This window comes from Streptomyces verrucosisporus (assembly GCF_017114865.1).
In the GTDB taxonomy this organism is placed as follows: domain Bacteria; phylum Actinomycetota; class Actinomycetes; order Streptomycetales; family Streptomycetaceae; genus Streptomyces; species Streptomyces fenghuangensis.
Genome location: NZ_JADEYH010000021.1, coordinates 80932 through 106704 on the forward strand (window position 1 = coordinate 80932; position 25773 = coordinate 106704).

Consider the following 25773-nt stretch of genomic DNA (forward strand, 5'->3'; position numbering starts at 1 on the left):
CCCCCGTGGCGTCCAGCACCCCGGCCCCCGAGGTCTCGTACGACCCGCACACCGCCGCTTTCGCCCCGTTCGGTCCCGAAGGCGACGGCGACCAGCCGGTGTGGAACCCGACCGAGGAGTCGGTCCGCCCGGTCCGCGGCCGGCACCGCGTCGCCAAGCAGCGCAACGGCATGGCCCGCAGCGGAGCGGTCCTCGGCGTCGGCATGATCGCCGCGGTCGGCGCGGGCGGCATAGCCACCGCCAAGGACAAGTCGCCGGTCGCCATCTCCCTGCCGGACGTGGACCTCGGCGCCGTGGCGGAGGGCATCCCCGTCGTCGGCGGCCTCGTCTCCGACGGCGGCGACGAAGACTCCGCCCCCCGGGCGGAGACCGCCAGCCCCTTCGGCGGCACCGTCACCCAGGCCGGCCTGGACACCTCCGACGCCACCACGACCGTCGTCACGGCGGACGCCGGCGAGGCGCTGCGGGCCCGCATCCTCCAGCAGGCCGACCAGCAGCAGACCGGCGCCGCCCAGGCCGCACTTGAGGAAGCAGCCGAGCAGGCCGCGGGCCAGGCTGCCGAGGAAGCCGCGGACCAGGCCGCGAAGGAGGAGGCCGAGCGCAAGCGCAAGGCCGCCGAGGAGGCGGCGCGCAAGGCCGAGGCCGAGCGTCTGGCCAAGCTCGCGGCCAGCTACACCCTCCCCCTCAACTCGTACCAGCTCACCTCCACCTTCGGTCAGTCCGGCTCGATGTGGTCCAGCAACCACACCGGCCTGGACTTCGCCGCCCCCACCGGCACCCCGGTCAAGGCGGTGCACAGCGGCGAGATCGTCGAGGCCGGCTGGGCGGGCTCCTACGGCTACCGCATCATCCTCCGCCTCGACGACGGCACCGAGATCTGGTACGCCCACCTGTCCTCCATGACCGTCACCACCGGCAAGGTGACCACCGGCGACGTCATCGGCCGCGTCGGCTCCACCGGCAACTCCACCGGCGCGCACCTCCACATGGAGGTCCGTCCCGGCGGCGGCGACCCGATCGACCCGCTGGCCTGGCTGCGGAGCAAGGGCCAGTCCATCTGACGGCGGCCGGTCCGTCCGGCGGCCGCCCCGTCCGGCGGCCGGTCCGCCCGGCAGCGATCCGTCCCGTCCCACCCCGGCCCGGGCCCTTCGAGCCCCGGCCCATACACCCCGGCGGCCCTGGCGACACCCCCCGACGCCAGGGCCGCCGGTCCCTTTCCGCCCGCGTGCGCCTACCGCGCCCTTGCCGCCCGTTCCCCGGGCCGCTCGGCGGAGAACAGCAGCCGGTAGCGCGCCACATCACTGCTCACCAGCCCGGGGAAGTTCCGCACCCGCTCCCACAGCGGCGACGGCGTACCGATCCCCTCGCCCGGCGCCTCCAGAGCGTCGATGTGCGCCTGCTCGCTCTCCCACTCCGCGTAGTTGATCACACGCGTGCCGTCCGTGCTCAGGTGGAAGTGGGCCGCGATGCCGCCGGGCGGCAGGCTCCCGTCGGCCCCGTCGTCCTCGATCGCGGCGGCGACGGCGTCCACCCACGCCCGCTGCCGTGCCTCGTCGGGTCCCTCGAACTCCACCTCCACGACCACCACGCACCCCGGCTCGGGCCGCCGTCCCTCCCGCGCCCCGTCGGGCCCCTCCGGCAGGCTGCGGTGGCGCCGGGTGCGCGCCAGGCGCAGCCGCTCGATCCCCGGCACCGCTTCGTCTATCTCGTCGTTGCGCTCCTGGCGGTGGGTGCGCACGTACTCCTCGTACGCCTTCTCGTCCTTCCACTGGGAGTAGTGCAGCAGCGTCCGGCCGTCGGCCCCGGCGTAGACGCCGTACGACAGGATGTCCGGCGTCGGCCACTCCCGCCCGCCCCAGGTGGCGGCGATGGCGTCCGCGGCGGCCCGCTGCCGCTCGGGCGTGCCGACGTCCCAGGCGCTGATGAGGACGGCGCCTGCGTCGGGGCGGGCGGGGTCGGGGTGCACGGGCGTCGCGGACATGGGTGTGCCTCCTCGTCGGCCGGGGTGTTCCCTCGCTTCGCGGAACCACACTCACACCTCAAGTCGCCTTGAAGTCAAGGAGCTTGAGGACCGTCCGCGGCGGCCCGGTAGCGGTCGGCGAGAGTGCGCAGCAGATCCCGCAGCTCGGGCGGGCCCAGCACGGTGAACGGCAGATCCAGGGTGCCCAGGAACGCGGCGAGGTTGTGGAGGGAGTCGCCCCCGGTCTCCAGCACGCATCCGCCCCGGCCGTCGTCGGTCAGCAGCCCGGCCGTCGGCACGATCCGCTCGCCCGCCTCCGCCGGGGACGCGTGCAGCCGTACGCGGGCCTGGTACCGCCACGCCGCCGAGCCCGTCCCGCGCAGCACATGCTCGACGGCGTCGCCGCCCGGCGGCTCCCGTGGCGTGAAACGGGGACCGTTCGGGGTGCGGAGGCGGACGCGGTCGGCGCGGAAGCTGCGCCAGTCGCCGCGGCCGTCGTCCCAGGCCAGCAGATACCAGCGGCGCCCGGTGTGGACCAGGCGGTGCGGCTCGACGGTGCGCACGCTCCCGGTCCCGTCGTGGGCGATGTAGTCGAAGCGCAGCCGCTCCCGGTCGCGTACGGCGGCGGCGATCGCGGTCAGCACCCCGGGGTCCACGGTCGGCCCCTGCCGGCCGCCCACCGAGACCGTGGCGGCGCGCAGCGCGTCGAGCCGGTGGCGCAGCCGGGAGGGCAGAAGCTGCCGCAGCTTGGTCAGGGCGCGCAGCGAGGTCTCCTCGATGCCGGTCACCGAGCCGGCCGCGGCGGCCTGCAGGCCGACGGCCACGGCGACGGCCTCCTCGTCGTCCAGCAGCAGCGGCGGCAGCGCCGCCCCGGCACCCAGCCGGTAGCCGCCCAAGGTGCCGGTGGCGGAGTGGATCCCGTAGCCCAGGGCGCGCAGCCGTCCGATGTCGTTGCGGACGGTCCGGGGCGTCACCGAGAGCCGCTCGGCCAGCTCGGCGCCGGACCAGTCGGGGCGGGACTGGAGCAGCGAGAGCAGGCGCAGCAGTCGTGCGGAGGTCTCCAGCATCCCCTCATTCTGCCGTCGGCCTGAGGAAAGAACCGTTCCTCATGCCCTCCTAGCGTCGTCCCCATGAAGCAGCAGACCGCGGGAAACACCGCGCCCGCCGAGAACACCGTCCCCGCCGCCGTCCGCCCGTTCCGCGTCGAGGTCCCCGAGGCCGAACTGGCCGACCTGCGCGAGAGGCTGGCCCGTACGCGCTGGCCGGCCGAGTCGCCCGAGCCCGGCTGGGAGCGGGGCGTGCCCCTGGCGTACCTGCGGGAGCTGGCCGAGTACTGGCGCACCTCCTACGACTGGCGCGCGCAGGAGGCCCGGCTGAACGCCGTCCCGCAGTTCACCACCACCGTCGACGGGCAGACCCTCCACTTCCTTCACCGGCGCTCGCCCGAACCGGACGCCCTGCCGCTGCTGCTGTGCCACGGCTGGCCCGGATCGCCGGTGGACTTCCTCCTGGTCGCCGACGCCCTGGCCGACCCCCGCGCCCACGGCGGCGACCCGGCCGACGCCTTCCACGTGATCGCCCCCTCCACCCCCGGCTTCGGCTTCTCCACCCCCCTGGCGGGCCCCGGCTGGGGCGTCATGCGCACGGCCGCCGCCTTCGCGGGGCTGATGCGCCGCCTCGGCCACGACCGCTACGGCGTCCACGGCTTCGATGTCGGCGGCGGCATCGCGGACACCGTGCGGCGGCTGGATCCCGGGCACGTCGCCGGCCTGCACCTGGCCATGGCGGGCACGGACGACATGGTGCCGGTGCTCTCGGCGGCCGGGACGGTGGCCGTACGGCCCGGACCCGCCTTCGGGGAGGACGCGATGGGCTCGTACCGGATCCAGTCCACCCGCCCGCAGACCCTCGGCTACGGCCTCACCGACTCGCCGGTCGCGCAACTCGCCTGGATCACCGAGAAGTTCCACGAGTGGACCGACCCGGCCGCCGAACTCCCCGAGGACGCCGTCGACCGCGACCTGCTCCTGACGAAGGTGACGCTGTACTGGCTCGGCCGACTGGGCGCCTCCACGGCCCACTTCACCTACGAGACGCGCCGCGAGATGGCACGCCTCGCCCGGGAGCGCCCGGCGGGCGAGCCGGTCACCGGCATCCCCCTCGGCGTCGCGGAGTTCGCCTCACACCCGGGGTTGCGCGCCCTGGCCGACCCCGACGGCGCCGTCGCCCACTGGAGCGCCTTCGAGCGGGGCGGCCACTTCCCCGCCCTGGAGCAGCCCGCCCTCCTCACCGGCGATCTGCGCGCCTTCTTCCGCCCGCTGCGCTGACGCCCGTCCGTGACCGGCCGCCCGTTCGCCGACGGGCGCGAACGGCCCGCCGCCGGATCAGGCGGGCAGCCGCTCCTCGATCGCGGCGACGACATCCGCCGCCTCCGGCTCGGTGCGCGGACGGAACCGGGCCACGGGGGTGCCGTCCGCCGCGACCAGGAACTTCTCGAAGTTCCACTGCACGTCCCCGGCCTGCCCCTCGGCGTCGGCCAGCTTCGTCAGCTCGGCGTAGAGCGGGTGCCGGCCGTCCCCGTTGACCTCGGTCTTCTCCAGCAGCGGGAAGGTGACGCCGTAGGTGGCCGAGCAGAACGTGCCGATCTCCTCGGCGGTGCCGGGCTCCTGGCCCATGAACTGGTTGCACGGCACGCCGACCACGGTGAACCCGCGGTCGGCGTACTCCTTCTGCAACCGCTCCAGGCCCTCGTACTGCGGGGTCAGCCCGCACTTGGACGCGACGTTGACGACCAGCAGCACCTTGCCCCGGTGCTCGCCGAGGGTGGTGGGCTCGCCGGTCAGGGTGCGAAGGGGGATGTCGTAGAGGCTCATGGGCCCTTGTCTAGCAGAGTTCGCGCCCGCGCCCGCCGTGAGCCTTCACACCACCCAGGAACGTTTCCCACGCCCCCGCCGGAAACCTCAGCACGGGCCCGCCCGCCCCCTTGCTGTCCCGCACGGCGGTCTGGTCGGTGAGGAAAGCGATCTCGACACACTCCAGTCCCTGCCCGCCGCTGTGGCTGGACTTGAACCAGTGCGCGGACTCGAGTTCGTCGGCGCGATGGTGCTGAGTGGAAGGCATCACAACTCCCTGCGTAGCTTGTCAAGCATGGTCATGGAGGCGTCCGGTTCCAGCGCCCGCTGCTGGAGATCGGCGAAAGCTCGGCGGTACTGCTCGACCTCCGCGTCCTTCTCCAGGTAGAGGGAGACCGTCAGGCTCTCCTGGTAGACCACGTCCAGGGACGGGTCCGCGCCCACCAGAATGAGGAACGTACTCATGGCGGAGGACAGGTGTCCCTCGTCGAACGGCAGGATTCGCAGGTCGATGTTGGGCTGTCGAGCGCAGTCGATCAGATGCGCCAGTTGCTCTCTGCGGGCGTCGGGAGGACCCGCGCGGCGGACGACGGACTCGTCCAGGACAACCCTCAGTTCCATCGGGTCGGGCCGGGAGAGGATCTCCTGCCGCTTCATGCGGACATCGAGGTTGGTCTGGAGTTGCTCCTCTGGGAGAGCCGCCAGGTCCGTGCGGTGTAGCGCTTCGGCATAACGGCGGGTTTGGAGGAGGCCGGGGACGTAGACGGTCGAGAAGTGGTCCTCCCTGACGGACTCGTTCTCCAACGTCAGCAGCAGGTTCATCCGGCTGGGGATGGCTTCGAGGTACGACTGCCACCAGCCCTCGGTCCTGGCGTTCTTGGCGAGGTCCACGAGGTGGGACCGTTCCTCGTCCGATGCCCCATACGCGCGGCACAGGGCGTCGACGAAGGCCCACTTGATCGAGCCTTCCTTGGTCTCGTACCGGCTGACCGTCGCCTTGGAGAGACCGACCAGCTCACCGGCTTCTTCCAGCGACAGCCCCTTCTGCTTGCGCAACCTGCGCAGGTTGGCGCCGAGTTGCCTGCGTCGCGTCGTCGGTCCTGCTGCCATGACCGGCCGAGCCTCCCTTCGAACCGATGTCAGATGCCCGCCCGCCCCGGTGCGTCGCGAAGTCATCGCTGACCAAAGGTAGTTCACAAGCGGGTAGATGACGTTTCATTCTCTCGTGAGAGTTACACAGCGATAGTTTCTGTGCCATACTCTCACGTGCATCGTCACTCAAAGCGTTCGCCTGAACACGCCCAAGGCAAGGCGGAGCCCGAGTTCGAAAGGACGGCGCCCATGCGTCCCAGCCACTGTCTGTCGAGGAAGCGATGGGAGATCCCCTTCCTGGCCGAACCGGAGGGGGTGTCCACGTTGCGGCGTGCCGTACGAAAGCACCTGACGCTCTGGGGACTTCACGAAGCCGTCGACCCGGCTCAGCTCTGCGTCAGCGAGCTCGTCGCGAACGTCATCAGGCACGTCGGAACGGGTACGCCGGTCACCCTCGCTGTTTCGATGAACCGGACACGTCTCCGCATCGAGCTGACCGACCCGGACATCAGGGCGCTTCCCACTCTCCTCAGCCCGTCGGGTGAGCAGGAAACGGGCCGGGGGCTGGCGTTGCTCGACGCCCTGGCTGCCGGGTGGGGCGTCATCCTGCGCGAGGAAGCCAAGGTGACCTGGTGCGAGCTGGAAACCGACCTCACCGCTCCGAACGGCCACTCCGGCGGTAAGCGCGTCACCCGGGCCGAGGCGCTGCTGACCCTCTACGCCGACCGGAACGGCACGTTCGAATGTGCGGCAGACATCGCCAACGAGGAGAACGCCGTCTACCTGATCGCCGATGTCCTCCACTGGCTGAGCGCCCACGGCCACGACCCGGACACCGCACTCGACCACGCACAGACGCGCTTCGAGGCGATGGCGGTGGAGACCAGCCAGTGGAACTGACGGACGAGGCGCTTTCGGATGTCGTGGCGGACTTGGGGGGAGTCGACCCGGGGCAGTGGGACTCGAGCGACCTTGTCTTCCTCGTCATGACAGCCCAGAGCAACGGCCTTCTGGACGGCGTCGTCGTTCAGGAGTTGATCCCCCTGAGCCGGCGAGATGACAGTTTCCTGGTTACTGTCATGATCACCGAACGCATCACCGTCTCCTCCGCTCCCGTCCACTGGAGGGAGGTAGCCCCTGCTCCGGACCTCAGGGGGAGCCGCGCAGTGCGGCAGCTCTTAGAGCGAATTGACCGGATTGCGGCAGATCTCCGCGAGGGCTTCGCCACCGATGCCGTACTCAGAGATTCGACAGGACTCGCACGCCTTGATGAGTTGGTACGTGCGGCGAGATTCCTTGAGGTCCGTTGGGAGGAAGAGTCTCAGCGGTTCCAAGACGGCGAAGGGAACATCGCGGACAGCGAACTGCGAGGGTACGACCAACTGAGGTGCACCCGCGCCTTCGAAGCATGGGAGATCGCAAACTCCCTGGCTTCTTGCCCAAGGCTGAGGGTTGACTGAGCGCGCCTCCCCCTCGCGATGATGTGTGCTTCCTGTGTGCCTAGGTGAACGTGAGGCTGCCAGTATCCGCGCATGGACATACGGCAGTTGCTCATACAGATCGCGGAGCGGTACGACCGGACCGCCGGGACAGGCAAGGACGTTCCAGGGCAGCAGCTTTTGCGCAAGGTCAGCAAGATGGAAATGAAGCTCCCTCGTGGGCTCAGAGTGGAAGGAAACGGGGGGAAGGGAACCGCCGCCCGTTCGCCGTGGATTGGTGTCTTTGACCCTGGAGTCAGTGATGACTCTAGAGAAGGCCTCTATTTGGCGTACATCTATTCTTCCGACATGGAGTCTGTGTCACTGACGCTCCAGCAGGGGATCGAGAAACTTGCGGAATCGGAGAGAGATGGTAGCAAGTTGGGGAGAGGGGGTAAGTTGCGTGAAGCGGTGAGCGATAGGGCTCACCAGATTCGTGCCCTCATCCCCGTAGACATCATTGCAGGCTGGGATCCATGTATTGACCTGAAGGCCAGATCCGAGGATTGGCGTCCACGGGCCTATGAAGCTGGAAACGTGCTGGCGCGCAGATACCGCATACTGGAAATGCCGGAGGAAGAGGTTTTGCGTGGTGATCTCTGGCGCGCTGCCGAGATTCTTCGCTACGCGGCAAGCATCGAACGGGATCTCTGGCGCCATCGAGAGCCAGAGCGGCTACATGTCAGCTACCAGGGGAAACCGAGGCATGATCCTGCCGTGGAAAAGGAAGGGCTTGAAGGCTTCAAGCCCAAGGATAGCGGTTCTTACGTGGTAGAGATCAAGAGGCGCGTGCAATATAGAAGCAGGAGCCACGAGGAGCTTATTAATGGCTTCGCGCTCTACATTGAGAGGCGCGGATTTACGCCTGTAACTGTGGGAATGCATCCACGTGACCTTGTCTTGAGGAAGTTGGGTCAAGAGTGGCTGGTTGAGGCCAAGGTGGTTAAGGATGGAAACCCGACGAAGGCAGTCAGGGAGGCGGTAGGGCAAATCCTTGAGTACAGATACTTCCTCCACTCTAAGAAAGAGGGAGGACTTGGTTTGGTTGGACTTTTCACCGAGGATATCGGCGTGTTCGCCGAGTATATGGAAAGTCAAGGGATCGCGTCCATATGGAGGACCGCTGACGGTGCTTGGGAAGGGTCAGTTCTGGCGCATAAATGGGGACTGACTGAAATTTAAATTCAATTTTTTCCTGGGCGTGTAGAGGCCCTTGCGTAGAAGGTATCGCTCAGCACTGGTTGTCACAGACTCGGGAGCCTTGCGGCCGGACCGGTCAGGGGCGGCGGCGGAAGAGGAGGTCGTGGACGATGTGGCCCTTGTCCAGGCCCTGCTGCTCGAAGCGGGTCAGCGGGCGGAAGTCGGGGCGCGGCGCGAAGCCGCCGTCGGCTTGGGTGTTCTCCAGGGCCGGGCAGTCGGTGAGCACCTGGAGCATCTGCTCGGCGTACGGCTCCCAGTCGGTGGCGCAGTGCAGCAGCCCGCCCGGACGCAGCCGGGCGGCGGCCAGCTCCACGAACTCCGGCTGGACGATGCGGCGCTTGTGGTGGCGCTTCTTGGGCCACGGGTCCGGGAAGAAGACGCGGATCCCGGCGAGGGAGCCGGGGGCGAGCATCTCGCGCAGCAGGATGATCGCGTCGCCGTTGGCGACCCGGACGTTGGACAGTCCCCGCCGTTCGGCCTGCCCCAGCAGGTTGCCCTGGCCGGGGGTGTGGACGTCGGCGGCGAGGATGCCGGTGGCGGGGTCGTCGGCGGCCATCCGCACGGTGGCCTCGCCCATGCCGAAACCGATCTCCAGGATCACGGGCGAGCCGGGCGGGAGGGTGTCGAAGAGCTCGTCGAGTTCGAGGCGGCGGTCGCCGTCGATCTCCACACCCCACTTGGGCCACAGCCGCAGCAGCGCGTCACGCTGGGCGGCGGTGACGCGGCTGCGGCGCGGCTGGAAGCTGCGGATGCGGCGCTCGTGGCGGTCCCCGACGGGGTTGGCGGAGGGGCCGGTGCCGTCGGGGAACATGGCGCCGGGCGCGCTGTGCGCGCTCCGGCCGTCCCGCGCGGGGGCCGCGAGCGCTCCGCGCGCTCCGGGGTGCGTTTCGGGCGTCTCGGTCGCTTCCGCCGCTTCGGCGGGCTGGGGATTCTTCTCGGACACAGTGCGTACGAGTCTACGGCCGCCCGGCGCGGACCTGGCCGACCGCGGGACGGCCGGCCGCGGGATCCGCGTCGGACCCGCCTGCCAGGAGGGCGCGAGGCGGCCCGGGGGGTGGGCCGGGCACGGTGTCCGGGCAGGAGGGTGACCGTTTCGCGGGACCGGGGTCCCGGAACGCGGACGATCTCCGGGGCGCCAGGGGGTGGGTGGAGGCTGACGCCGTGTGGGATCGTGTGCCTCTCAGGGCCGGTACGAGGAGGCGGACGGATGGCAGGCGCAGTGGCGGGCGGCGGAGGCGGGATCGACAGCTCCCGGCCCCACTCGGCCCGGATCTGGAACTACCTGGCGGGCGGCAAGGACTACTACGAGGTCGACGCGGACGCCGCCGAGAAGGTCCTGGCGGCCTTCCCCGGCATGCGCGACATCACCCGCACCTCGCGCGCCTTCATCGGGCGCGTGGTGACGCACCTGGCGGGCCAGGAGGGCGTCCGGCAGTTCCTGGACATCGGCACCGGCCTGCCCACCAGGGACAACACCCACGAGGTCGCCCAGCGCACCGCGCCCGGGTCGCGGATCGTCTACGTCGACAACGACCCCCTGGTGCTGGTCCACGCCCGCGCCCTGCTCACCAGCTCCCCCGAGGGCGCGTGCGACTACATCGACGCCGACGTCCGCGACCCGGAGAGGATCCTGGCCGAGGCCGCGCGCACGCTGGACTTCTCGCGCCCGGTCGGCCTGATGCTCATGGGCATCCTGGGCCTGGTCCCCGACTACGACGAGGCCCGCGCGGTGGTGCGGCGGCTGGTCGAGGCCCTGCCGCCGGGCAGTTTCCTCGGCCTGAACGACGGCTCCACCGCCGACCCGGTCTACGTCCAGGCCATCGAGAGCCACAACGCCCGGGGCACCGCCACCCCCTACACCCCGCGCGACCCGGAGGAGATCGCGGGCTTCTTCGAGGGGCTGGAGCTGCTGGAACCCGGCGTCGTCTCGTGCTCGCGGTGGCGGCCGGAGGGCGAGCCGGGGCCGGAGACGGCCGTGTACGGCGGGCTCGCGCGCAAGCCGTAGGGGGCTCTGCGGAACGGCCGCGGCGCGGCACGGGTCAGCGCGCGGCGTCCAGCGCCTCCAGCGCCCGCCGCGCCACCTCGCGGCCGATCGGCAGGGACGCCGTCGCCGCCGGGGAGGGCGCGTTGAGGACGTGGACGGTGTGCGGGGCCTGGGTGATCAGGAAGTCGTCGACCAGCGTGCCGTCCCGCCCGACCGCCTGGGCCCGCACCCCGGCCGGGGCGGGGCGCAGATCGGCGGCCTCCACCTCCGGCAGCAGGCGGCGCACCGCCTCGGTGAAGGCCGCCTTCGACAGCGAGCGGCGCATCTCCCCGGCCCCGTAGCGCCAGTGGCGGCGGGCGATGTGCCAGAAGCCGGGCCAGCCCAGCGTTCCGGCCAGGTCGCGGGCGCGGGCGGTGCGCCACCGGTAGCCCTCGCGGGCCAGGGCGGGCACGGCGTTGGGGCCGATGTGGACCGAGCCGTCGATGCCGCGCGTGAGGTGGACGCCCAGGAATGGGAACGCCGGGTCCGGCACCGGGTAGACCAGGCCCCGCACCAGTCGGCCACGCTCCGGGACCAGCTCGTGGTACTCCCCGCGGAACGGCACGATCCGCACCGGCGGCGCGTCGCCGGCCAGCCGGGCCACCCGGTCGCAGTGCAGCCCCGCGCAGTTGACCATGGCGCGCGCCCGCACCACCGCGCCCGACGCCGTACGGACGGCCACGCCCACACCCGGGCGGCGGTCCACGGCGGTGACCTCCGCGCCGTGGCGCACCTCGGCCCCGGCCGCCTCCACCAGGCGGGCCAGCTCGGCGGCCACCGCGCCGTAGTCGCAGACGCCGGTGGTGGCCACGTGGATGGCCGCCAGGCCCTTCACACGCGGCTCGTACTCGGCGATCTGGGCCGGGCCCAGCTCGCGCACCGGGATGCCGTTCTCCCGGCCGCGCTGCACCAGCGCGTGCAGCCGGGGCAGCTCGGCGCGCTCGGTGGCGACGATCAGCTTGCCCGTCACCCGGTGCGCGATGCCGTACTCCGCGCAGAACTTGACCATCTCCGTCGCACCCCGCACCGCGAAGCGGGCCTTGAGCGAACCGGGGCGGTAGTAGATCCCGCTGTGGATCACCCCGCTGTTGCGGCCGGTCTGGTGCCGGGCCGGCCCGTCCTCCTTCTCCAGCACCACCACCCGGGTGCCCGGCCGGGCGCGGGTGAGCGCGTACGCCGTCGACAGGCCGACGATCCCGCCGCCGACCACCAGCACGTCGCAGTCGTACGCCGCACGCCGCGCGGTGGGCCCGCCGGCGGAAGAGGACGGGGAGGAGGCGGCCGAGGAGACAGTGGACACGTCCTCCATCATGGCCCGGAGCACCGACGGACAACCGTCCGGCCGCGCACCGGACATCCGAACGGCCCTCCGGGAGCGGCCCGTACCGCCCGCGCCCGGACACACAGGACATACGAGACACACCGGGCGCGCGGCGCCCATCGAGCTCACGCCGGGGCGGCGAGCAGCGGGCGGGCCCGCTCCCGCAGCTCCGCCACACGCGGCTCGTCGCCGTACGGCTCCAGCCGGTGCAGCAGGTCCCGCACGTACTCCGTCGTCCGCGCCGAGGAGATCCGCCCGGCGACCTCCACCGCCCGGGTGCCGGCCGCGCAGGCCGCGTCCAGGTTGCCCGACTCCAGCTCCGCGACCGCCGACACCACCAGCCGCAGACCGTGCGAGCGGACGAACTCCTCCGTCGGCCGCGACAGCGCCTGCTCGGTGAAGCGGCGCACCTGGCGCGGGGCCTTCAGATCGCGGTAGCACTCGGCGGCGTCGGCGGCGAGGCGGTCGTAGGAGTAGAAGTCGAGCCAGGACGGGTCCGGATCGCCGTCGCGGGAGCGCTCCAGCCAGCCCTCGGCCGCCGCCAGCGAGGTGCCGCAGGCCGCCGACTCGCCCGCCTTGGCCAGGGCGCGGGCCTCGATCAGGTGGAAGAAGCTCATGGTGCGGGCCGTGGCCAGACCGCGGTTGCGCTCCAGCGCCGCCTGTGCCAGGTCCACGCCCTCGTCGGCGAAGCCGCGGTACGTCGCCTGCAGCGACATCGAGGCCAGCACGTACCCGCCCAGCGGCACGTCCGCCGCCGCCCGGGCCAGCCGCAGCGCCTGGATGTAGTAGCGCTGCGCGGCCTCCTGCTGACCGGTGTCGAAGGCCATCCACCCGGCCAGGCGCGTCAGTTCGGCGGTGGCGCCGAACAGCGAGCGGCCCACCTCGTCGCTGTAGGAGCCCAGCAGCAGCGGGGTGGCGTCCACCCGCAGGCACTCGGGGACCATCGACGAACGCCAGTCGCCGCCGCCGTACTTGGAGTCCCAGCGCCGGGCCTCCTGCGCGGCCTCCCGCAGCTTGGCCACATCGCTGTGGCCCACGCGCGGGGACGTGGAGGCGGGCGGGGGCGGGCGCTGCTCGTCGCCAGGACCGGGGAACGGGCCCGCACCGGCGGCACCGAACCCGGCGGCACCGGCGGCCCCGGCCAGGGCGGTTCCGGCCAGGGCCGAGGCGTCCCGCGCCACCGAGCTGTCGGCGGGCTTGATGAGCCAGCGCGAGGTGGGCACGGCGTAGGCGCTCACCGAGAACGAGCCCGCCAGCGACTGCCACACGCCCCCGCCCCCACCGCGTCGCCCGGCCGGATCCAGCCGGTACAGCTCGGTGGCCGACCGCACGGCCGCGCCGACGTCGCGGGGGAAGGACAGGCCGACCTCCGGGGCCGGATCGGCGTCCGCCAGGCCGATCTCGTGCAGCGGGACGGGACGTCCCAGCTTGCTGCCGATCGCGGCGGCGATCAGATGGGGGGCCACGCCCTGCGGCACCATGCCCTTGGAGACCCAGCGGGCGACCGACGTCTTGTCGTAGCGGAGGGTCAGTCCTCTCTGCGCCCCGAGGTCGTTGACCCGGCGGGCGAGCCCGGCGTTGCTGATCCCGGCGAGGGCGAGGACGGCGCCGAGTTTCTCGTTCGGCCCGCGTGACTCCCTGGACATGCGCACCCCTGACACACACCGACGGCCACCCCGTGCCGCGCACACGGGGCATTCGTCAACCCAGCGTAGTTCGCCGCATCCCTACCGTTAAGGGCCGTCTTCCGGGATGGCGGGATTCGTGCAGGCTCCGCCGAGCGCGGGCCGGCGGCGCGCGAACGGCGCGCGGGACGCCGGCGGGCACTCCGGGCCGCACCGCGCATGCCCCCCTGGCGTGTGCTCCGGGTGTGTGCCGGTGCGCCCGTCCGTGCGCTCTGTGCGGTCGGCGGGTGAGGCGTTTCCATGGGTGCTGCGTGGGTCGGCCCACTGCACTGGAACCAGTGGGCTGGGGGAATGCCGTCGTCCCATTCCCCGCGGACGGCGGTCCGGTCCGGGAGGCGGTGAAGCCTCCCGGACTGCCGGAGAGGTGCCGGCGCCGCACCGGCGGCCCGTCGGCAGGGCTTCGACAACGCGCCGACGGAACGCCGACGATGATTCGTTAGGCATATCTCACGGCAAATATTTGGCCGAATGACGCCGCTCCCCGCGGAGCCGTCGAGCGGGCCGTCACGGCGCCGGGGCCCGGCGCCGGCTTCCGCGCGTCCGCGTGCCCGGACACCTCCCGCACGCCCATCCCGTGGCAGCATGGTCCGCAGCGACGGCGGTTGACGGCTGCCGACGGTGACCCGCCACCGATCGGCCGCCGCCGACGGCGAGTTACCGATCCACGGGGCCATGCGGAGGCGGCGATGCGGTGGTTGGTGGGATGGGCCGCAGACCACGCCTCCGGCGCGGGCGGCGCGGCAAGACCCGGGCAGACGATCCAGCCGGTGGGGGCAAGGCAGTTGTGGGACGGCCCCGACCCGCTGTGGGCGGTCGGCGACTGGCGCCCCGACGAGGTGCGCCTGGTCGAGGCCGACGGCGGCAGCAGACTCGCGGTGCTGGGCTGCTGCGGCGCCTCCGACGAGCAGCTGCGCATCGGGCTGTTCGCCGCCCGCGGCGGCGCCCTGCGCCATCTGACCGCCTGGCCCGGCAGCTACACCGCGGTCGTACGCGTCGGCCGCCGCGTCACCATCACCACCGACCTCGCCGGCGCCCGGCCCGTCTTCCACACCCCGTGGGCGGGCGGCACCGCCTACGCCACCGCCGCGCTGCCGCTGGCCGACCTGATCGAGGCGCAGCTCGACGTCGGACACCTCGCCGCCCTGCTCGCCTGCCCCGACGCACCCGAGGCCCTGGGCGACGGCACGCCCTACGCGGGTGTGCGCCGCGTGGCACCCGGACACGCGCTGGTCATGCGCGACGGCCGCAGCCGCGAGACCGTCAGCTACGAACCCGCCGTCCCCACCGTCGTCGCCGCGCCCCCCGTGGACGCGGAGGCGGCGGTCGCCGGGGTGCGCGAGGCACTGGTGGAGGCGGTACGGGTACGGCTGGCCGCCCCGCGCCACGCGCCCGTGCCCGACCTCGGCAGCCTCGACCCCGGACCGGTCCCCGGCATGGGGCCGGCCCAGCGGCTCGCGGACCGGCCGGGCGGGCGGGCCAGGGGCCCCGCCCCCGGTATCGGCGCCGACCTGTCGGGCGGCAGCGCGTCGGCGACGCTCGCGCTGCTGGCCGCCGGACTGCCCGGCGTCCCGGGCACGGTGTACGGCACGCCGGGGACGTCGGCGGGCGAGCGACTGCTCGCCGTCACCTTCAACGACCTGACGCTGGACCCGCTCTCGGGGCGCGAGGCCGAACTGGAACGCGCCCGCGGCATCGCGGAGAACCCCCGGCTGCGCCACGTCGTCGTCGCCGCCGGCGAGGAGGCCCTGCCGTACGCCGGGCCCGGCGGCGGCCCGCTCGCCGACGGGCCGCTGACCGACGAGCCGGGCCCCTCGCTGGTCGTCGCCGAACGGCACCGGCTGCGCCTGGCGGCCGGCAGCGCGGACCACCTGTCCGGATACGGCGCCCGCGAGGTGCTCGACGCCCACCCGGCCCGGCTGGCGGACCTGCTGCTGGACCGGCGCCGCCGCCATCTGCTGCGGCCGGTCACGGCGCTGGCGAAGGCGGAGGGCGCCACCGGGCGCTCGGTGCTCGTACCGCTCACCGTCTACCGCGCGGCGCGGAGACTGGCCCGTACGCCGTACCGGGACGGGGTGCTGGAGACGGCGCGGCGGTTGCGGGAGCGGGACGGCACCGGGGGCGGGGCGGGCTTCGGGGCCTGGAGCGCGGGCGGTGCGGGCGTTACGGGCGTTACGGGCGGGGCCGTCCACGAGGCCGGGCCGGGCGTCCTCGACGCCTCGCTGTCCGCCCTCGCCTGGTGCCGCCCGGGGCCGGCCGCGCGCTGGCTGACGGGGGAGGTGCTGGCCGAAGTATCGATTCGGCTGGAGCGGGCCGCCCTCCGCCCGGCGCCCGGGGAGACCGGCACGCGCCCGGGGGAGCGGCGGGCGCGGGCGGCGCTCGCCCGGCTGGCGACCGACCACCGGATACTCGAACAGGCCGCGGAGGTACGCAGCCAGCGGCTGCACGCGCCCTTCCTGGACAACCAGGTCGTCCGCGCCTGCCGGGCCCTGCCCGAGGCACTGCGCGTACAGCCGGGGGCGCGGGCGGCGGTGCTGCGCGCCGTACTGGCGGGGGCGGGCGTCCACGAACTGCCGCCCGGCTGGGGCACCCCCTCCCGCGCCACCCACACGGCTGCGGCACGGACCGGGCTGCGGTCCCGCGTCGGCGACCTCATCGACCTCTTCGACGCACCCCTGCTGGCCGACGCGGGGCTGGTGGAGGCCCGGGTCGTACGCAGGGCGCTGCGGGCCGCGGCCGAGGGCGAGACGCTGCCACTGGACGGGCTGGCGGAGCTGGTCTCCACCGAGGTCTGGCTGCGCCGGCTGCTGGCCCGCCGCGGCAGCTGCTGGACGGGCACGGGCGCGGCGACCTCGGGTCGGCGCGCGGTCGCCGGAGGAGTGCCGCAGCGCCCCAGCCTGTGAGAGCAGCTTGTGAGAGCAGCTTGTGAGACCAGTCTGTGAACCGGACCGGATCGGACCGGCCCCGGATCGGACACGGCCCGGGGCCCGGGGCGCCCCCCGTTACGCCGCGGGGCGCCCCGCGAGCGCCGCCGCGGGACGGATCAGCGGCAGCCGATCCGCGCCTGGGCCCAGCCCGCCATGACCACCGAATCCAGCAGACCGTTCGGCTCGACCACCAGCCGGAGCGTCCGCACCCCGGCCAGGGGGACGCGGACCGGCACCGGCTCCTCGCCCCGCCGGACGACACCCGACTCCCACAGCCGGGCCCCGTCGCCGTACACGGAGAACCGGACCGCACCCCGCAGCGCCGTCAGATCGTCCACTCCGGCGAGCGCCTCGAACGAGGTGCAGTCGCCGCCCAGATCGACCGCCACGGAGGAGCGGGCGGACACCGTCACCCCGTAGCCCCGGTCCCGGCCGCCGATGCGCAGCTCCGAGCGCTGCCACAGCCGGCTGCTCCCCTCCCGCACGGAAGGACCCTCCGAACCGCCTCCACGGGGCAGCCGGTCGAGCCGGTGGACGGTGGCCGCGGACTGCCGGGGCGCCGACGGGGAGGCCGGCGGAGAGACCGGCCCGGGCGCAGGACCGGCAGTCCCGCCGCTCCCCGGCCCGCCTCCGGGCGTGGGCACCCCGGAACCCGGCCCCGCCCCGGGCCCGGATCCCGGCCCGTCTCCGGGCGACGATGCGGACGGAGAACCGGACCCCGGCCCCGACTCCGGGCCGGTGTCCGACGGGGCCGCTCCCCGGCCCGGGACACCCTCGCCCCCGCCCGCCGCCTCCAGCGGCGACATGGTCTGCGCCCTCGAACCCCCCGCCTCCGCAGCCGGCCCCGTCTCCGCCCCGCCGGCCGCGTCGGCCGCGCCGGCCGCCGACGGCCGTGCCCCCGGCCCCCGGTGCGGGCCTCGCGACGGCTGGCCGTCGGTCACCAGCGCCAGCGTCAGCGCGGTGGCCACGGCCGCGGCCATCACCCCCGCCGCCACGCCCGCCTTGGCGGTCGATCCCAGCCCGTCGAACACCGCGGCCCCGCTGCCGGCCGCACCGTCCATGCCTCCGGTCGCCGTGGCCGGGCCCACCGCCCCGGCCACGGGGTACGTCCACGCCGAACGCGCCCCCGCCGGACACGCCTCAGCTGCTCCTCCTTCCTCCGCTCCCTCCGCGCGGCCCTGCGCCGCGTATGCCTGTACCGCGCACACCTGCGCCGAACCCACCGCCGGGTACGGCGAGTACACGTCCGCGCCCCAGCCCACGACCGCCGACGGCAGCACCACCCGGAGCCGTTCACAGGCGTCCCTGGCACCCAGCGCCGCCGACCGGCAGCCGGCGCACCGCTCCAGATGACGGCGCAGCCCCCGGTCCGCCCGGGCCCGCAGCCCTCCGCGCACATACGTCCCCAGCCGGTCGGCACGGCGTGCGCATTCGCCGCCCGCGGTCCGCATCCCGGCGGTGTGCAGCGTGAGGTAGGACTGCTGCAACCCCTCCCTCGCCCGCTGCGCCAGCACCGCCACCGCGTCCTCGGCCACACCCAGCAGCGGCGCGATCTCCCGCGGAGGCTCCTCCTCGATCACGGTGTGCCACAGCACCACCTGCCACCGCTCGGGCAGATCGCGGAAGGCGCGCACCGCGGTGGACCGCTCGGCCCTCCGCATGGCCCGCACGTCCGCGTTCGCCCCGAAAGACTCTTCGCCACCCGGGGAACCGGTCGCCGCCGCGAAGGCCGCGAAGTCCTCGACGAGCAGATCCCAGTCGCTCGTCCCCGCCCAGGCCGCCGCCACATCCCGGACCGCCGCCAGCAGATGGGTGCGCACCGCCGTGTCCGGTCCCGCACCGCCGCGCACGGCCAGCAGCGTGCGCGCGAAGATCTCGTCCGTCAGGTCGTTCGCGGTCGCCGTGTCCCGGCAGCAGTGGCGTACGTAACGGCGCACCGCGTCGGCATGCCGCCGGTACAGCTCCTCGTACGCCCGTGTGTCCCCGCCGCGCATCCGCGACACCAGCTCCGCGTCGCCGGGCACGGCGTCAACCGCTCCCCCCGCTTCCTCCGCTCCGCCCACACCCTGTGAACCGCGCGGCTCCCCCCGCCCGTCAACACCCAAAGCGAGAACCCCCGTACACACAGTCGCCACCGAACACCGGCAAAGCGTGTCACGGCGAGGGCCGCGCATTCCCGGCCGTGCGCCTCAATCACCCGTCCGGGGCGGGAAACCGCGAAACGGTGCGCACACGGCGCTCGTACGAGGTATGGAGGTATGGGAGTCGAACGGCGGCGGCGTGAATCTGGCCGAAAAACGCTGCTCCGCCACCGGCGTCCCGGGCCCCGTCTCAGACCCCCACGGGCTTGGCGTACCGCGGCCTGAGCCCCTCCAGCAGGATGTCGAGCAGCCGCACCGAGGCCGCGGCCTGCTGCATCGCGTTCGGCAGGGACGGCGCCGCCGTGGCTATCACCAGCAGTATGTCCGCGACCGTCACATCGGACCTCAGCTCACCGGCGACCTGCGCCCGCTCCACCAAGCGCCCGACGACATCGAGCAGTTCACAGACACCCGCGTCGTCCTCGGCGTTTCCGGCGTTCTCGTTCTCCCCGGTGCTCCCGGTGCTCCCGGTGCTCCCGGCGTTCTCCCGCTCCTGGCCGGCCCGGCCGTCCACCAGCCGCAGCCCGGCCTGCCCGTGCCCACCGCCCTGCGGCGTACGCTCTCCCCCCGGGCCGGCGCCCATGTCCTCGGCGGCCCCGCCCGGCCCGTCGGCGAACGACCCGACCCGCAGTATTCGAGGCGGCAGCAGCCGCCCGGCACCCGAATCCACCGAGGTGCGCAGGAACCGGGAGAGCGCCGACCACGGCTCCTCCTCCTGCCCCAGCGCCTCTCTGGCCTGCTCGGTCAGCCGCGCCGTCTCCTCCTGCGCTATGCGCCGCACCAGTACGTCCTTGCTGGGGAAGCGCCGGTAGACCGTACCGACCCCGACCCGCGCCCGGCGCGCGACGTCCTCCATCGGAGCGCCGTAGCCCAGCTCGCCGAAGACCTCGCGGGCGGCGCGCAGTACATGCTCCAGATTGCGCTGGGCGTCGACCCGCAGCGGAGTCGTACGCCTGCTCCCCCTGACGCTCCCCCCGTCGGCCGCGCGCGTGGCCCCGTGGCCTCCGCCCGCCCCGCTCACCGGGCCCGCCCCACCGTCCGAGGAAGAGTCGGCGATGACGGCGGTAGCCCAGCGAGAGCCCTGAATGCCCTGAATATGCATGTTGTATTCCCCCGGTTGTATGGCAGCCTCCCCCCGGAGGCCCCCCACCCTCTGCCGCCGGGACACGGTCACGGCTCCGCCCGGCGTGCTACGAACATAGTTGAGCCCCGGTCACGAGAGAAGAGAGATGTTCCGCCACCTCCGCCCTCGATCGGAGTACGCCCTCCGTCCCCCCTTCCGCCCCCCCTCCGGGCACCCCTCACACCCCCTCTGAACTGCTCCTTCCTTCCGCCCGCGGCGAATTCACGAGCCCGGGCCGCAGCCTTCCGCCGGTCATACGTTTCCCAGGACCTGTGGACAAACGTCCGCCCGCGGGTGCGTCATGGACGGGTGACGAAGGAACCCGCGCGCATTCTCGTGGTCGGCGGCGGCTACGTCGGCATGTACACCGCCCTGCGCCTCCAGCGGCGCCTGAAGCACGAACTGAGACGCGCGCGGGAAGGCGGCGGGGGCGTACAGGTCACCGTGCTCGCCCCCGACCCCTACATGACCTACCAGCCCTTCCTGCCGGAGGCGGCGGCCGGCTCCATCTCCCCGCGCCACGTCGTCGTCCCCCTGCGCCGGGTGCTGCCCCACTGCCGGATCGTCATCGGCGAGGCGAAGTCCATCGACCACGCCCTGCGCACCGCCACCGTCGAGACCCTCGCCACCGAGCACGCCGGCACCGGCCCCGTCGAGATGCCCTACGACGAACTGGTCCTCGCCCCCGGCTCGGTCTCCCGGGCCCTCCCGGTCCCCGGCCTCGCCGAGAACGGCATCGGCTTCAAGACCGTCGAGGAGGCCATCGGCCTGCGCAACCACGTCCTCGAACAGCTCGACATCGCCTCGTCCACCCGCGACCCCGCCGTCCGCGACGCCGCCCTCACCTTCGTCTTCGTCGGCGGCGGCTACGCCGGCGTCGAGGCGCTGGCCGAACTGGAGGACATGGCCCGCTACGCCTGCCGCTACTACCACAACATCCGCCCCCGGGACATGAAGTGGATCCTCGTCGAGGCCACCGGCCGCGTCCTCCCCGAGGTCGGCGAGGCCATGGGCCGCTACGCCGTGCGCGAACTGCGCGGCCGCAACGTGGACGTACGCCTGGAGACCCGGCTCGACTCCTGCGAGAACCGCGTCGCCCAGCTCAGCGACGGATCCCGCCACCCCTGCCGCACCCTCGTGTGGACCGCAGGCGTCAAGCCCCACCCCCTGCTGGAGAGGACGGGCCTCCCCCGCGACGGACGCGGCCGGCTGCGCTGCACCGCGACCCTGCGCGTCCAGGGCACCGAAAACGCCTGGTCGGCGGGCGACGCCGCGGCGGTCCCCGATCTGACGGCGGAGAAGTCCCGGGCCCGGGATGCGGGGGAGGGACCGCCCCCCGAGTGCGCGCCCAACGCCCAGCACGCCGTACGCCAGGCACGACTGCTGGCCGACAACCTGGTGGCGTCGCTGCGCGGCCGGGAACCGGCGGAGTACGAGCACTCGTACGCCGGCTCCGTCGCCTCGCTCGGCCTGCACAAGGGCGTCGCCCATGTGTACGGCCGCAGGCTCAAGGGCTACCCTGCCTGGTTCCTGCACCGCGTGTACCACCTGAGCCGGGTGCCGACGGTCAACCGCAAGGCGCGCATCCTCGCGGAGTGGACGCTCGCCGGCCTGTTCAAACGTGAGATCGTCTCGCTCGGCTCGATGGAGCACCCGCGCGCGGAGTTCGAACTCGCCGCGGGCACCGGCCGCCACCCCGAGGGCCCCTGACACCTGTCGGTGCCGTCGGTCACACTGGACGTGTGACCATGGGTGGGCCCGCGTCAGCTGAGAGTCACCGGCGGGCGCGGCCGGCGCGACGGGCCCGCGGGCACGGCATCCGCCCGTACTCGCACGCACACACCAGACACGAGAACATCGGAATCGGATCGGACCGCACGCAGTGAACTTCACGCGCTGGAGCGCCCGGCTGCCCGGCACGCAGCGGCAACGACGCCTCGCCGCCAGGGCCGTACGGCGCCCGCCCGAGGCACCGGCCCCCGCCGGTGCCGTCCCGGCCGCCCGGGACGAGCACGGCGAGCCGTCCGCTGCGGACACCGGGGGAGCGGGGCAGAGAGCCGGGCAGGGTGCGGGACGCGGCCTCGACGACCTGCCCGCACAGGACCTGCTCGGGCAGGTCCCCGCCCTGGTCGCCCTCGTCCACGGCCCCGACCACCGCATCGCGTTCGTCAACGACGCCTATGCCGCGGCCTTCGGCCCCCGCGAGCCCGGCGCCCCCGCCCGCGAGGCCCTGCCGGAGCTGGCCGAACTCGGCCTTCTCCCGCTGATGGACCAGGTCCTGCGCAGCGGCAGGCCCCGCACGGTCAAGTCCCGCCGGGTGGAGGGCCGCTTGGGAGTGCGGGGAGACAGGAGTCCCAGAGCCGTCGGCGGCGGCACGCGCCCGGGCTACTACACCTTCACCTGCACCCCCGTCGAGCTGAAGGGCGCCGGAGCGCGGCGCGGCGTCCTCGTCTTCGCCGCCGAGGTGACCGACCAGGTCGAGGTGGCCGAACGGCTGCGAGTCAGCGAGCGCCGGCAGCGCGAGGCGGCCGTCACCCTCCAGCGCAGCCTGCTCCCGCAGCAACTGGAGCAGCCCGACGACCTGCGGGTGGCCGCCACGTACCGCCCGGGCGGCACCGACGCGGCGGTCGGCGGCGACTGGTACGACGTCATCACCCTGGGCGCGGGCCGTACCGCTCTGGTCATCGGCGACGTGATGGGCCGCGGGGTGCGGGCGGCCGCCGTCATGGGACAGCTGCGCACGGCCGTACGCGCGTACGCCCGGCTGGACCTGCCGCCCCACGAGGTACTCCAGCTCCTCGACGGGCTCGCCGCCGAGATCGACCCGAACCAGATCGCCACCTGCCTCTACGCCGTCCACGACCCCAACGAGGGCCGCCTGGCGTACGCGTCCGCCGGCCACCTGCCGATCCTCGTCCGGGACCCGGACGGCACGGTCCACCGCACCGACGAGTCCACCGGCCCGCCCCTGGGCACCGGCGGCTGGCTGCACACCTCCGCCTCCGTCCCCTTCGGAGAGGGCTCGGCCGCCGTCCTCTACACCGACGGCCTGGTCGAGCGGCGCGACGCCGACATCGACCAGGGCATCGAGGCGCTGGAGGAGGCCTTCGCCGGAGCGACCGGCAGCCCCCAGGTCGTCTGCGACCGGCTCCTGCGTGCCATGGGCATCACCGCCGAGCACGACGACGACGTCGCGCTCCTGGCCCTCCAGCACCCGGTCCGCACCGGCCACGACGCGGAGCTGTTCCACAACGCCGCACTTGATCTCCTGGGAGGGGTCGAGGCCGCCCCGCGCGCCCGCGCCTTCGCCTCGGGGGTCCTGACGAGCTGGCGGTTCCCCCGGGAGCTGCACGATCTGGGCGTGCTGGCCGCCAGCGAACTGGTGGCCAACTCCCTCCAGCACGGCACCCCGCCGATGTGCCTGCGCCTGCGCCGCACCGACCGCCGCCTGATCGTCGAGGTGACCGACGGCGACGACCACCTCCCCCGCCGCCGCCGGGCCGAACCGGTGGACGAGAGCGGCCGGGGGATCTCCATCGTCGCCACCATCGCCTCCGCCTGGGGATCGCGCCGCACCCCGGGCGGCGGAAAGGCGGTGTGGTGCGAGTTCGCGCTTCCGCAGGCCGTACCGCGCTAGCCGGCCCGCGTCAGCCGTCCCGCGCCGACCGGTCCGGACGGATCAGGCGGCCCGCACGGGCTCGGCGGACCGGGCCGGCACCGAGGCGGCGACCACCAGGGACGCCCTCAGCGGATTGTCCTGCTCGGCGGTCAGCCTGCGGCCCAGCAGCAGGGCCAGCACGGTCACACCGAGCGAACACAGCACCAGCATCACGATGTACGGCCCGTGCAGCGTGGCCCCCATCGGCCCGCCCACCGCCGGGCCGATCGCCAGCGCCAGCTGCTTCACCAGGGCGAAGGCGGAGTTGTACCGTCCGACCATCCGGGCCGGAGCCAGATCCGCCACCAGCGGCGCCACGGTCGGCGAGAGCATCGCCTCGCCCAGCCCGAACAGCGCGTACGTGGAGATGATCGCCGCGACGGCCAGCGCATGGCGGTCGGCCACCAGTCCGGACGCCCCGGCTGCCAGCCACGCCACCGTCCAGATCAGCCCGACCAGTGCGATCACCCGGCTGCGCCGCCGCCGTTCCACCACCCTGAGCACGACGAACTGCGCCAGCACGATCACGGCCGTGTTCGCGGCGAGCGCGATGCCCAGCGTCGCCGGGGAGATCCGCGATGCCTCGACCGCGTAGGCCGAGAGCCCGGACTCGAACTGCCCGTAGCAGGCGAAGAACATCACGAAGCCGAGCGCGGAGAGCGTCACCATCGCCCGGTCGGACAGCAGCTCCCGCCAGCCGCCCCGGGCCGCGGCGCCGCCTTCGCCGCCGTGGGCGGAACACTCGACGCGTGACCCGCCCGGCAGCCGCACCGTCGCCACGGTCGCGCCCAGGACCAGGTACATCGCCGACTCGATCCCGAACAGCAGCAGGAACGACGAAGGCCGTTCGGTGTCCACGACCAGGCCGCCCAGCAGTCCGCCGACGCCGAGCCCGAGGTTGTTGAGGAAGAACTGCGTGGCGAAGGCACGTGAGCGCGTCGCCGTGGTGGAGGACCACACGATCATCGTGGCGAGCGCGGGCTGGATCACCGAAAGGCCCGCACCGAAGACGGCGGCGGACACGTACATCGCCGCCACGCCCTCCGAGAAGGCGATGCCGAGCGAACCGGCGGAGGCCAGGGCCGTTCCCGCGACGGCGACGGGCAGTGGACCGCGACGGTCGATCACCCGCCCGGTGAAGGGCAGCACCACCAGCGCGGCCACGGCGAAGAGCGCGAGCACCGTCCCGGCGGTGCCCGCTCCCAGATTCCGCACCTGGGCCACGTAGATGAACATGAACGGGACGGTGAAGCCGTTGCCGAACGCGCTCAGCGCGTTCCCCGTCTGGATCCGGCGCAGCGCGGCGCCCCTCGCGGTGGTCACACTCACCTGCCTCTGAGTCCGGTGCCGTCCGGGCACACATGGGTGGAACACATGGAATGGGGGAGAAGCCCGAAGAGAGACTTCGAAGCTAAAGTTCGATACTAAAGAGTACACAGACGAAGACTTCGAAGCGAACGAGTTCATGCCATACTCCGGTCCCATGCCTGATCACCCCCCCTCGGACCAGGACAGCGGCCCCACGCTCGACGAGCAGATCGCCATCTACCAGCGCGAGTACGGTGAGCTGGACCCCCAGGTGGAGAAGATCGTCAACGCGCTCAGCCGCCTCGACCGGCGCATGAGCGTCGCCTACGGACGCCAGCTCGCCACCCTCGGCCTCAACCACGCCGAATGGGAGGTGCTGAAGGAGCTGGTGATGGCGGGCAGGCCCTACCGCCTGGGCCCGGGCGCCCTCGCCAAACGGCTGGGGCTCACCCCCGCCGCCATGACCCACCGCATCGACCGCATGGCGACCACCGGCCTGGTCACCCGGGAGCGCGACGAGAACAACCGCGTACGGGTGATCGTCGAGCTGACCGACGACGGCCGCGAGAAATGGCTCCAGGTGATGCGGATGGCCTCGGTCTTCGAGGAGGACCTGCTCCAGGACCTGTCCGGCGAGGAGCGCGTCACCCTGGGAGAGCTGCTGACACGCCTGCTGCGCCGGGTGGAGGACACCCAGCCGGACGCCGGCGGCCGGCTCAGCGACCTGGACTGACCGGCTGTCAAGCGGCTCCCACGCCGACCGGCTGAAGGGGGCGTGGGAGTCGCTTGACAGCCGGTGGAGCGATCCGTAAGGTTCTCCGAGTTGCCAGGGAGCCGGAACGGTTCTCCGGGCAGCTCTTCTGTCGCCTTCGGCGGCGACCACTCACTTGGTGTGAATCCCTTCCGGGGGTGGATTGCGGCGTGCCGCAATTCCGGTCCGGGTGGCTCGATTAGGAGCCGGACGGGAAATCCGCTACGGTGGTGGAAGCGCCGGAAACGGCGCGGAAG

General features: G+C 73.0%; 21 protein-coding genes. 10 read left to right on the plus strand and 11 right to left on the minus strand.

What is annotated here, in order from left to right; translation table 11 throughout:
* The first annotated feature begins 5 nt into the window (after positions 1-5).
* A complete protein-coding gene (locus IQ279_RS20925) occupies positions 6-1061 on the plus strand; it encodes a M23 family metallopeptidase (protein WP_206350422.1) in 1056 nt (351 codons plus the stop codon).
* A 170-nt stretch (positions 1062-1231) separates the two neighbouring features.
* Here the strand turns inward: IQ279_RS20925 and IQ279_RS20930 are convergent, their stop codons facing one another.
* Together IQ279_RS20930 and IQ279_RS20935 are read right to left on the minus strand one after the other, a co-directional pair.
* Positions 1232-1981, minus strand: a complete 750-nt coding sequence (locus IQ279_RS20930; RefSeq protein ID WP_206350423.1) for an antibiotic biosynthesis monooxygenase — start codon at positions 1979-1981, stop codon at positions 1232-1234.
* A 74-nt stretch (positions 1982-2055) separates the two neighbouring features.
* The gene (locus IQ279_RS20935) at positions 2056-3027 is read right to left on the minus strand and encodes a helix-turn-helix transcriptional regulator (protein WP_206350424.1); all 972 of its coding nucleotides are present in this window, start codon (positions 3025-3027) and stop codon (positions 2056-2058) included.
* Between the two features lie 63 nt (positions 3028-3090).
* Between IQ279_RS20935 and IQ279_RS20940 the strand changes: the two genes are divergently transcribed.
* Positions 3091-4287, plus strand: coding sequence for an epoxide hydrolase family protein (locus tag IQ279_RS20940; protein WP_206350426.1), 1197 nt, complete (start codon positions 3091-3093; stop codon positions 4285-4287).
* A 57-nt stretch (positions 4288-4344) separates the two neighbouring features.
* On the opposite strand, the gene IQ279_RS20945 is transcribed toward IQ279_RS20940, so the two are convergent.
* From IQ279_RS20945 to IQ279_RS20955, 3 genes are read right to left on the minus strand one after another with little or no spacing between them, the layout of a single operon-like run.
* Complete coding sequence (locus IQ279_RS20945; RefSeq protein WP_206350428.1) at positions 4345-4833, minus strand: glutathione peroxidase; 489 nt, start codon at positions 4831-4833, stop codon at positions 4345-4347.
* Positions 4834-4843: 10 nt separating this feature from the next.
* Entirely contained in the window at positions 4844-5080 is a 237-nt protein-coding gene (locus tag IQ279_RS20950; RefSeq protein ID WP_206350430.1) for a DUF397 domain-containing protein, read from the minus strand.
* Positions 5080-5922 carry a helix-turn-helix domain-containing protein gene (locus IQ279_RS20955; RefSeq protein WP_206350432.1) on the minus strand — a complete coding sequence of 281 codons (843 nt, stop codon included), beginning with the start codon at positions 5920-5922 and terminating at the stop codon, positions 5080-5082. The genes IQ279_RS20950 and IQ279_RS20955 overlap by 1 nt, the downstream gene beginning before the upstream one ends.
* Before the next feature lie 231 nt (positions 5923-6153).
* Here IQ279_RS20955 and IQ279_RS20960 point away from each other — a divergent pair, with 231 nt between their 5' ends.
* The 3 genes from IQ279_RS20960 (at position 6154) to IQ279_RS20970 (ending at position 8564) form a co-directional block, all read left to right on the plus strand.
* Positions 6154-6804, plus strand: a complete 651-nt coding sequence (locus tag IQ279_RS20960) for an ATP-binding protein (protein ID WP_206350434.1) — start codon at positions 6154-6156, stop codon at positions 6802-6804.
* Positions 6795-7364, plus strand: coding sequence for a hypothetical protein (locus IQ279_RS20965; RefSeq protein ID WP_206350435.1), 570 nt, complete (start codon positions 6795-6797; stop codon positions 7362-7364). Before IQ279_RS20960 ends, IQ279_RS20965 begins: the two co-directional genes overlap by 10 nt.
* Before the next feature lie 72 nt (positions 7365-7436).
* Positions 7437-8564: an MrcB family domain-containing protein gene (locus IQ279_RS20970; protein ID WP_206350438.1), complete on the plus strand. Its 1128-nt coding sequence runs from the start codon at positions 7437-7439 to the stop codon at positions 8562-8564.
* 94 nt (positions 8565-8658) lie between these two features.
* Here IQ279_RS20970 and trmB read toward each other — a convergent pair whose 3' ends face one another.
* Positions 8659-9525, minus strand: a complete 867-nt coding sequence (gene trmB, locus IQ279_RS20975) for a tRNA (guanosine(46)-N7)-methyltransferase TrmB (RefSeq protein ID WP_372445197.1) — start codon at positions 9523-9525, stop codon at positions 8659-8661.
* A gap of 264 nt (positions 9526-9789) precedes the next feature.
* Between trmB and IQ279_RS20980 the strand changes: the two genes are divergently transcribed.
* The gene (locus IQ279_RS20980; protein ID WP_206350440.1) at positions 9790-10587 is read left to right on the plus strand and encodes an SAM-dependent methyltransferase; all 798 of its coding nucleotides are present in this window, start codon (positions 9790-9792) and stop codon (positions 10585-10587) included.
* A gap of 34 nt (positions 10588-10621) precedes the next feature.
* Here the strand turns inward: IQ279_RS20980 and lhgD are convergent, their stop codons facing one another.
* Both lhgD and IQ279_RS20990 read right to left on the minus strand, forming a co-directional pair.
* Positions 10622-11914, minus strand: coding sequence for an L-2-hydroxyglutarate dehydrogenase (gene lhgD, locus IQ279_RS20985; protein ID WP_241028485.1), 1293 nt, complete (start codon positions 11912-11914; stop codon positions 10622-10624).
* A 137-nt stretch (positions 11915-12051) separates the two neighbouring features.
* A complete protein-coding gene (locus tag IQ279_RS20990; protein WP_206350444.1) occupies positions 12052-13572 on the minus strand; it encodes an NsdA family TPR-like regulatory protein in 1521 nt (506 codons plus the stop codon).
* Between the two features lie 725 nt (positions 13573-14297).
* Between IQ279_RS20990 and IQ279_RS20995 the strand changes: the two genes are divergently transcribed.
* Positions 14298-16511 (plus strand): asparagine synthase-related protein, encoded by a 2214-nt coding sequence (locus IQ279_RS20995; protein WP_206350446.1) that lies wholly within the window; start codon positions 14298-14300, stop codon positions 16509-16511.
* Positions 16512-16651: 140 nt separating this feature from the next.
* On the opposite strand, the gene IQ279_RS21000 is transcribed toward IQ279_RS20995, so the two are convergent.
* Both IQ279_RS21000 and IQ279_RS21005 read right to left on the minus strand, forming a co-directional pair.
* Positions 16652-18559, minus strand: a complete 1908-nt coding sequence (locus IQ279_RS21000; protein WP_206350448.1) for an NPCBM/NEW2 domain-containing protein — start codon at positions 18557-18559, stop codon at positions 16652-16654.
* Positions 18560-18866: 307 nt separating this feature from the next.
* A complete protein-coding gene (locus IQ279_RS21005; protein ID WP_206350450.1) occupies positions 18867-19778 on the minus strand; it encodes a TetR/AcrR family transcriptional regulator in 912 nt (303 codons plus the stop codon).
* Positions 19779-20159: 381 nt separating this feature from the next.
* Between IQ279_RS21005 and IQ279_RS21010 the strand changes: the two genes are divergently transcribed.
* A complete protein-coding gene (locus IQ279_RS21010) occupies positions 20160-21509 on the plus strand; it encodes an NAD(P)/FAD-dependent oxidoreductase (protein WP_206350470.1) in 1350 nt (449 codons plus the stop codon).
* A gap of 172 nt (positions 21510-21681) precedes the next feature.
* Positions 21682-23436, plus strand: a complete 1755-nt coding sequence (locus IQ279_RS21015) for an ATP-binding SpoIIE family protein phosphatase (protein ID WP_206350452.1) — start codon at positions 21682-21684, stop codon at positions 23434-23436.
* A gap of 42 nt (positions 23437-23478) precedes the next feature.
* On the opposite strand, the gene IQ279_RS21020 is transcribed toward IQ279_RS21015, so the two are convergent.
* Positions 23479-24780 (minus strand): MFS transporter, encoded by a 1302-nt coding sequence (locus IQ279_RS21020; RefSeq protein WP_206350454.1) that lies wholly within the window; start codon positions 24778-24780, stop codon positions 23479-23481.
* Positions 24781-24940: 160 nt separating this feature from the next.
* On the opposite strand from IQ279_RS21020, the gene IQ279_RS21025 reads away from it, so the two are divergent.
* A complete protein-coding gene (locus IQ279_RS21025) occupies positions 24941-25498 on the plus strand; it encodes a MarR family winged helix-turn-helix transcriptional regulator (RefSeq protein WP_206350456.1) in 558 nt (185 codons plus the stop codon).
* Positions 25499-25773: the final 275 nt, after the last annotated feature.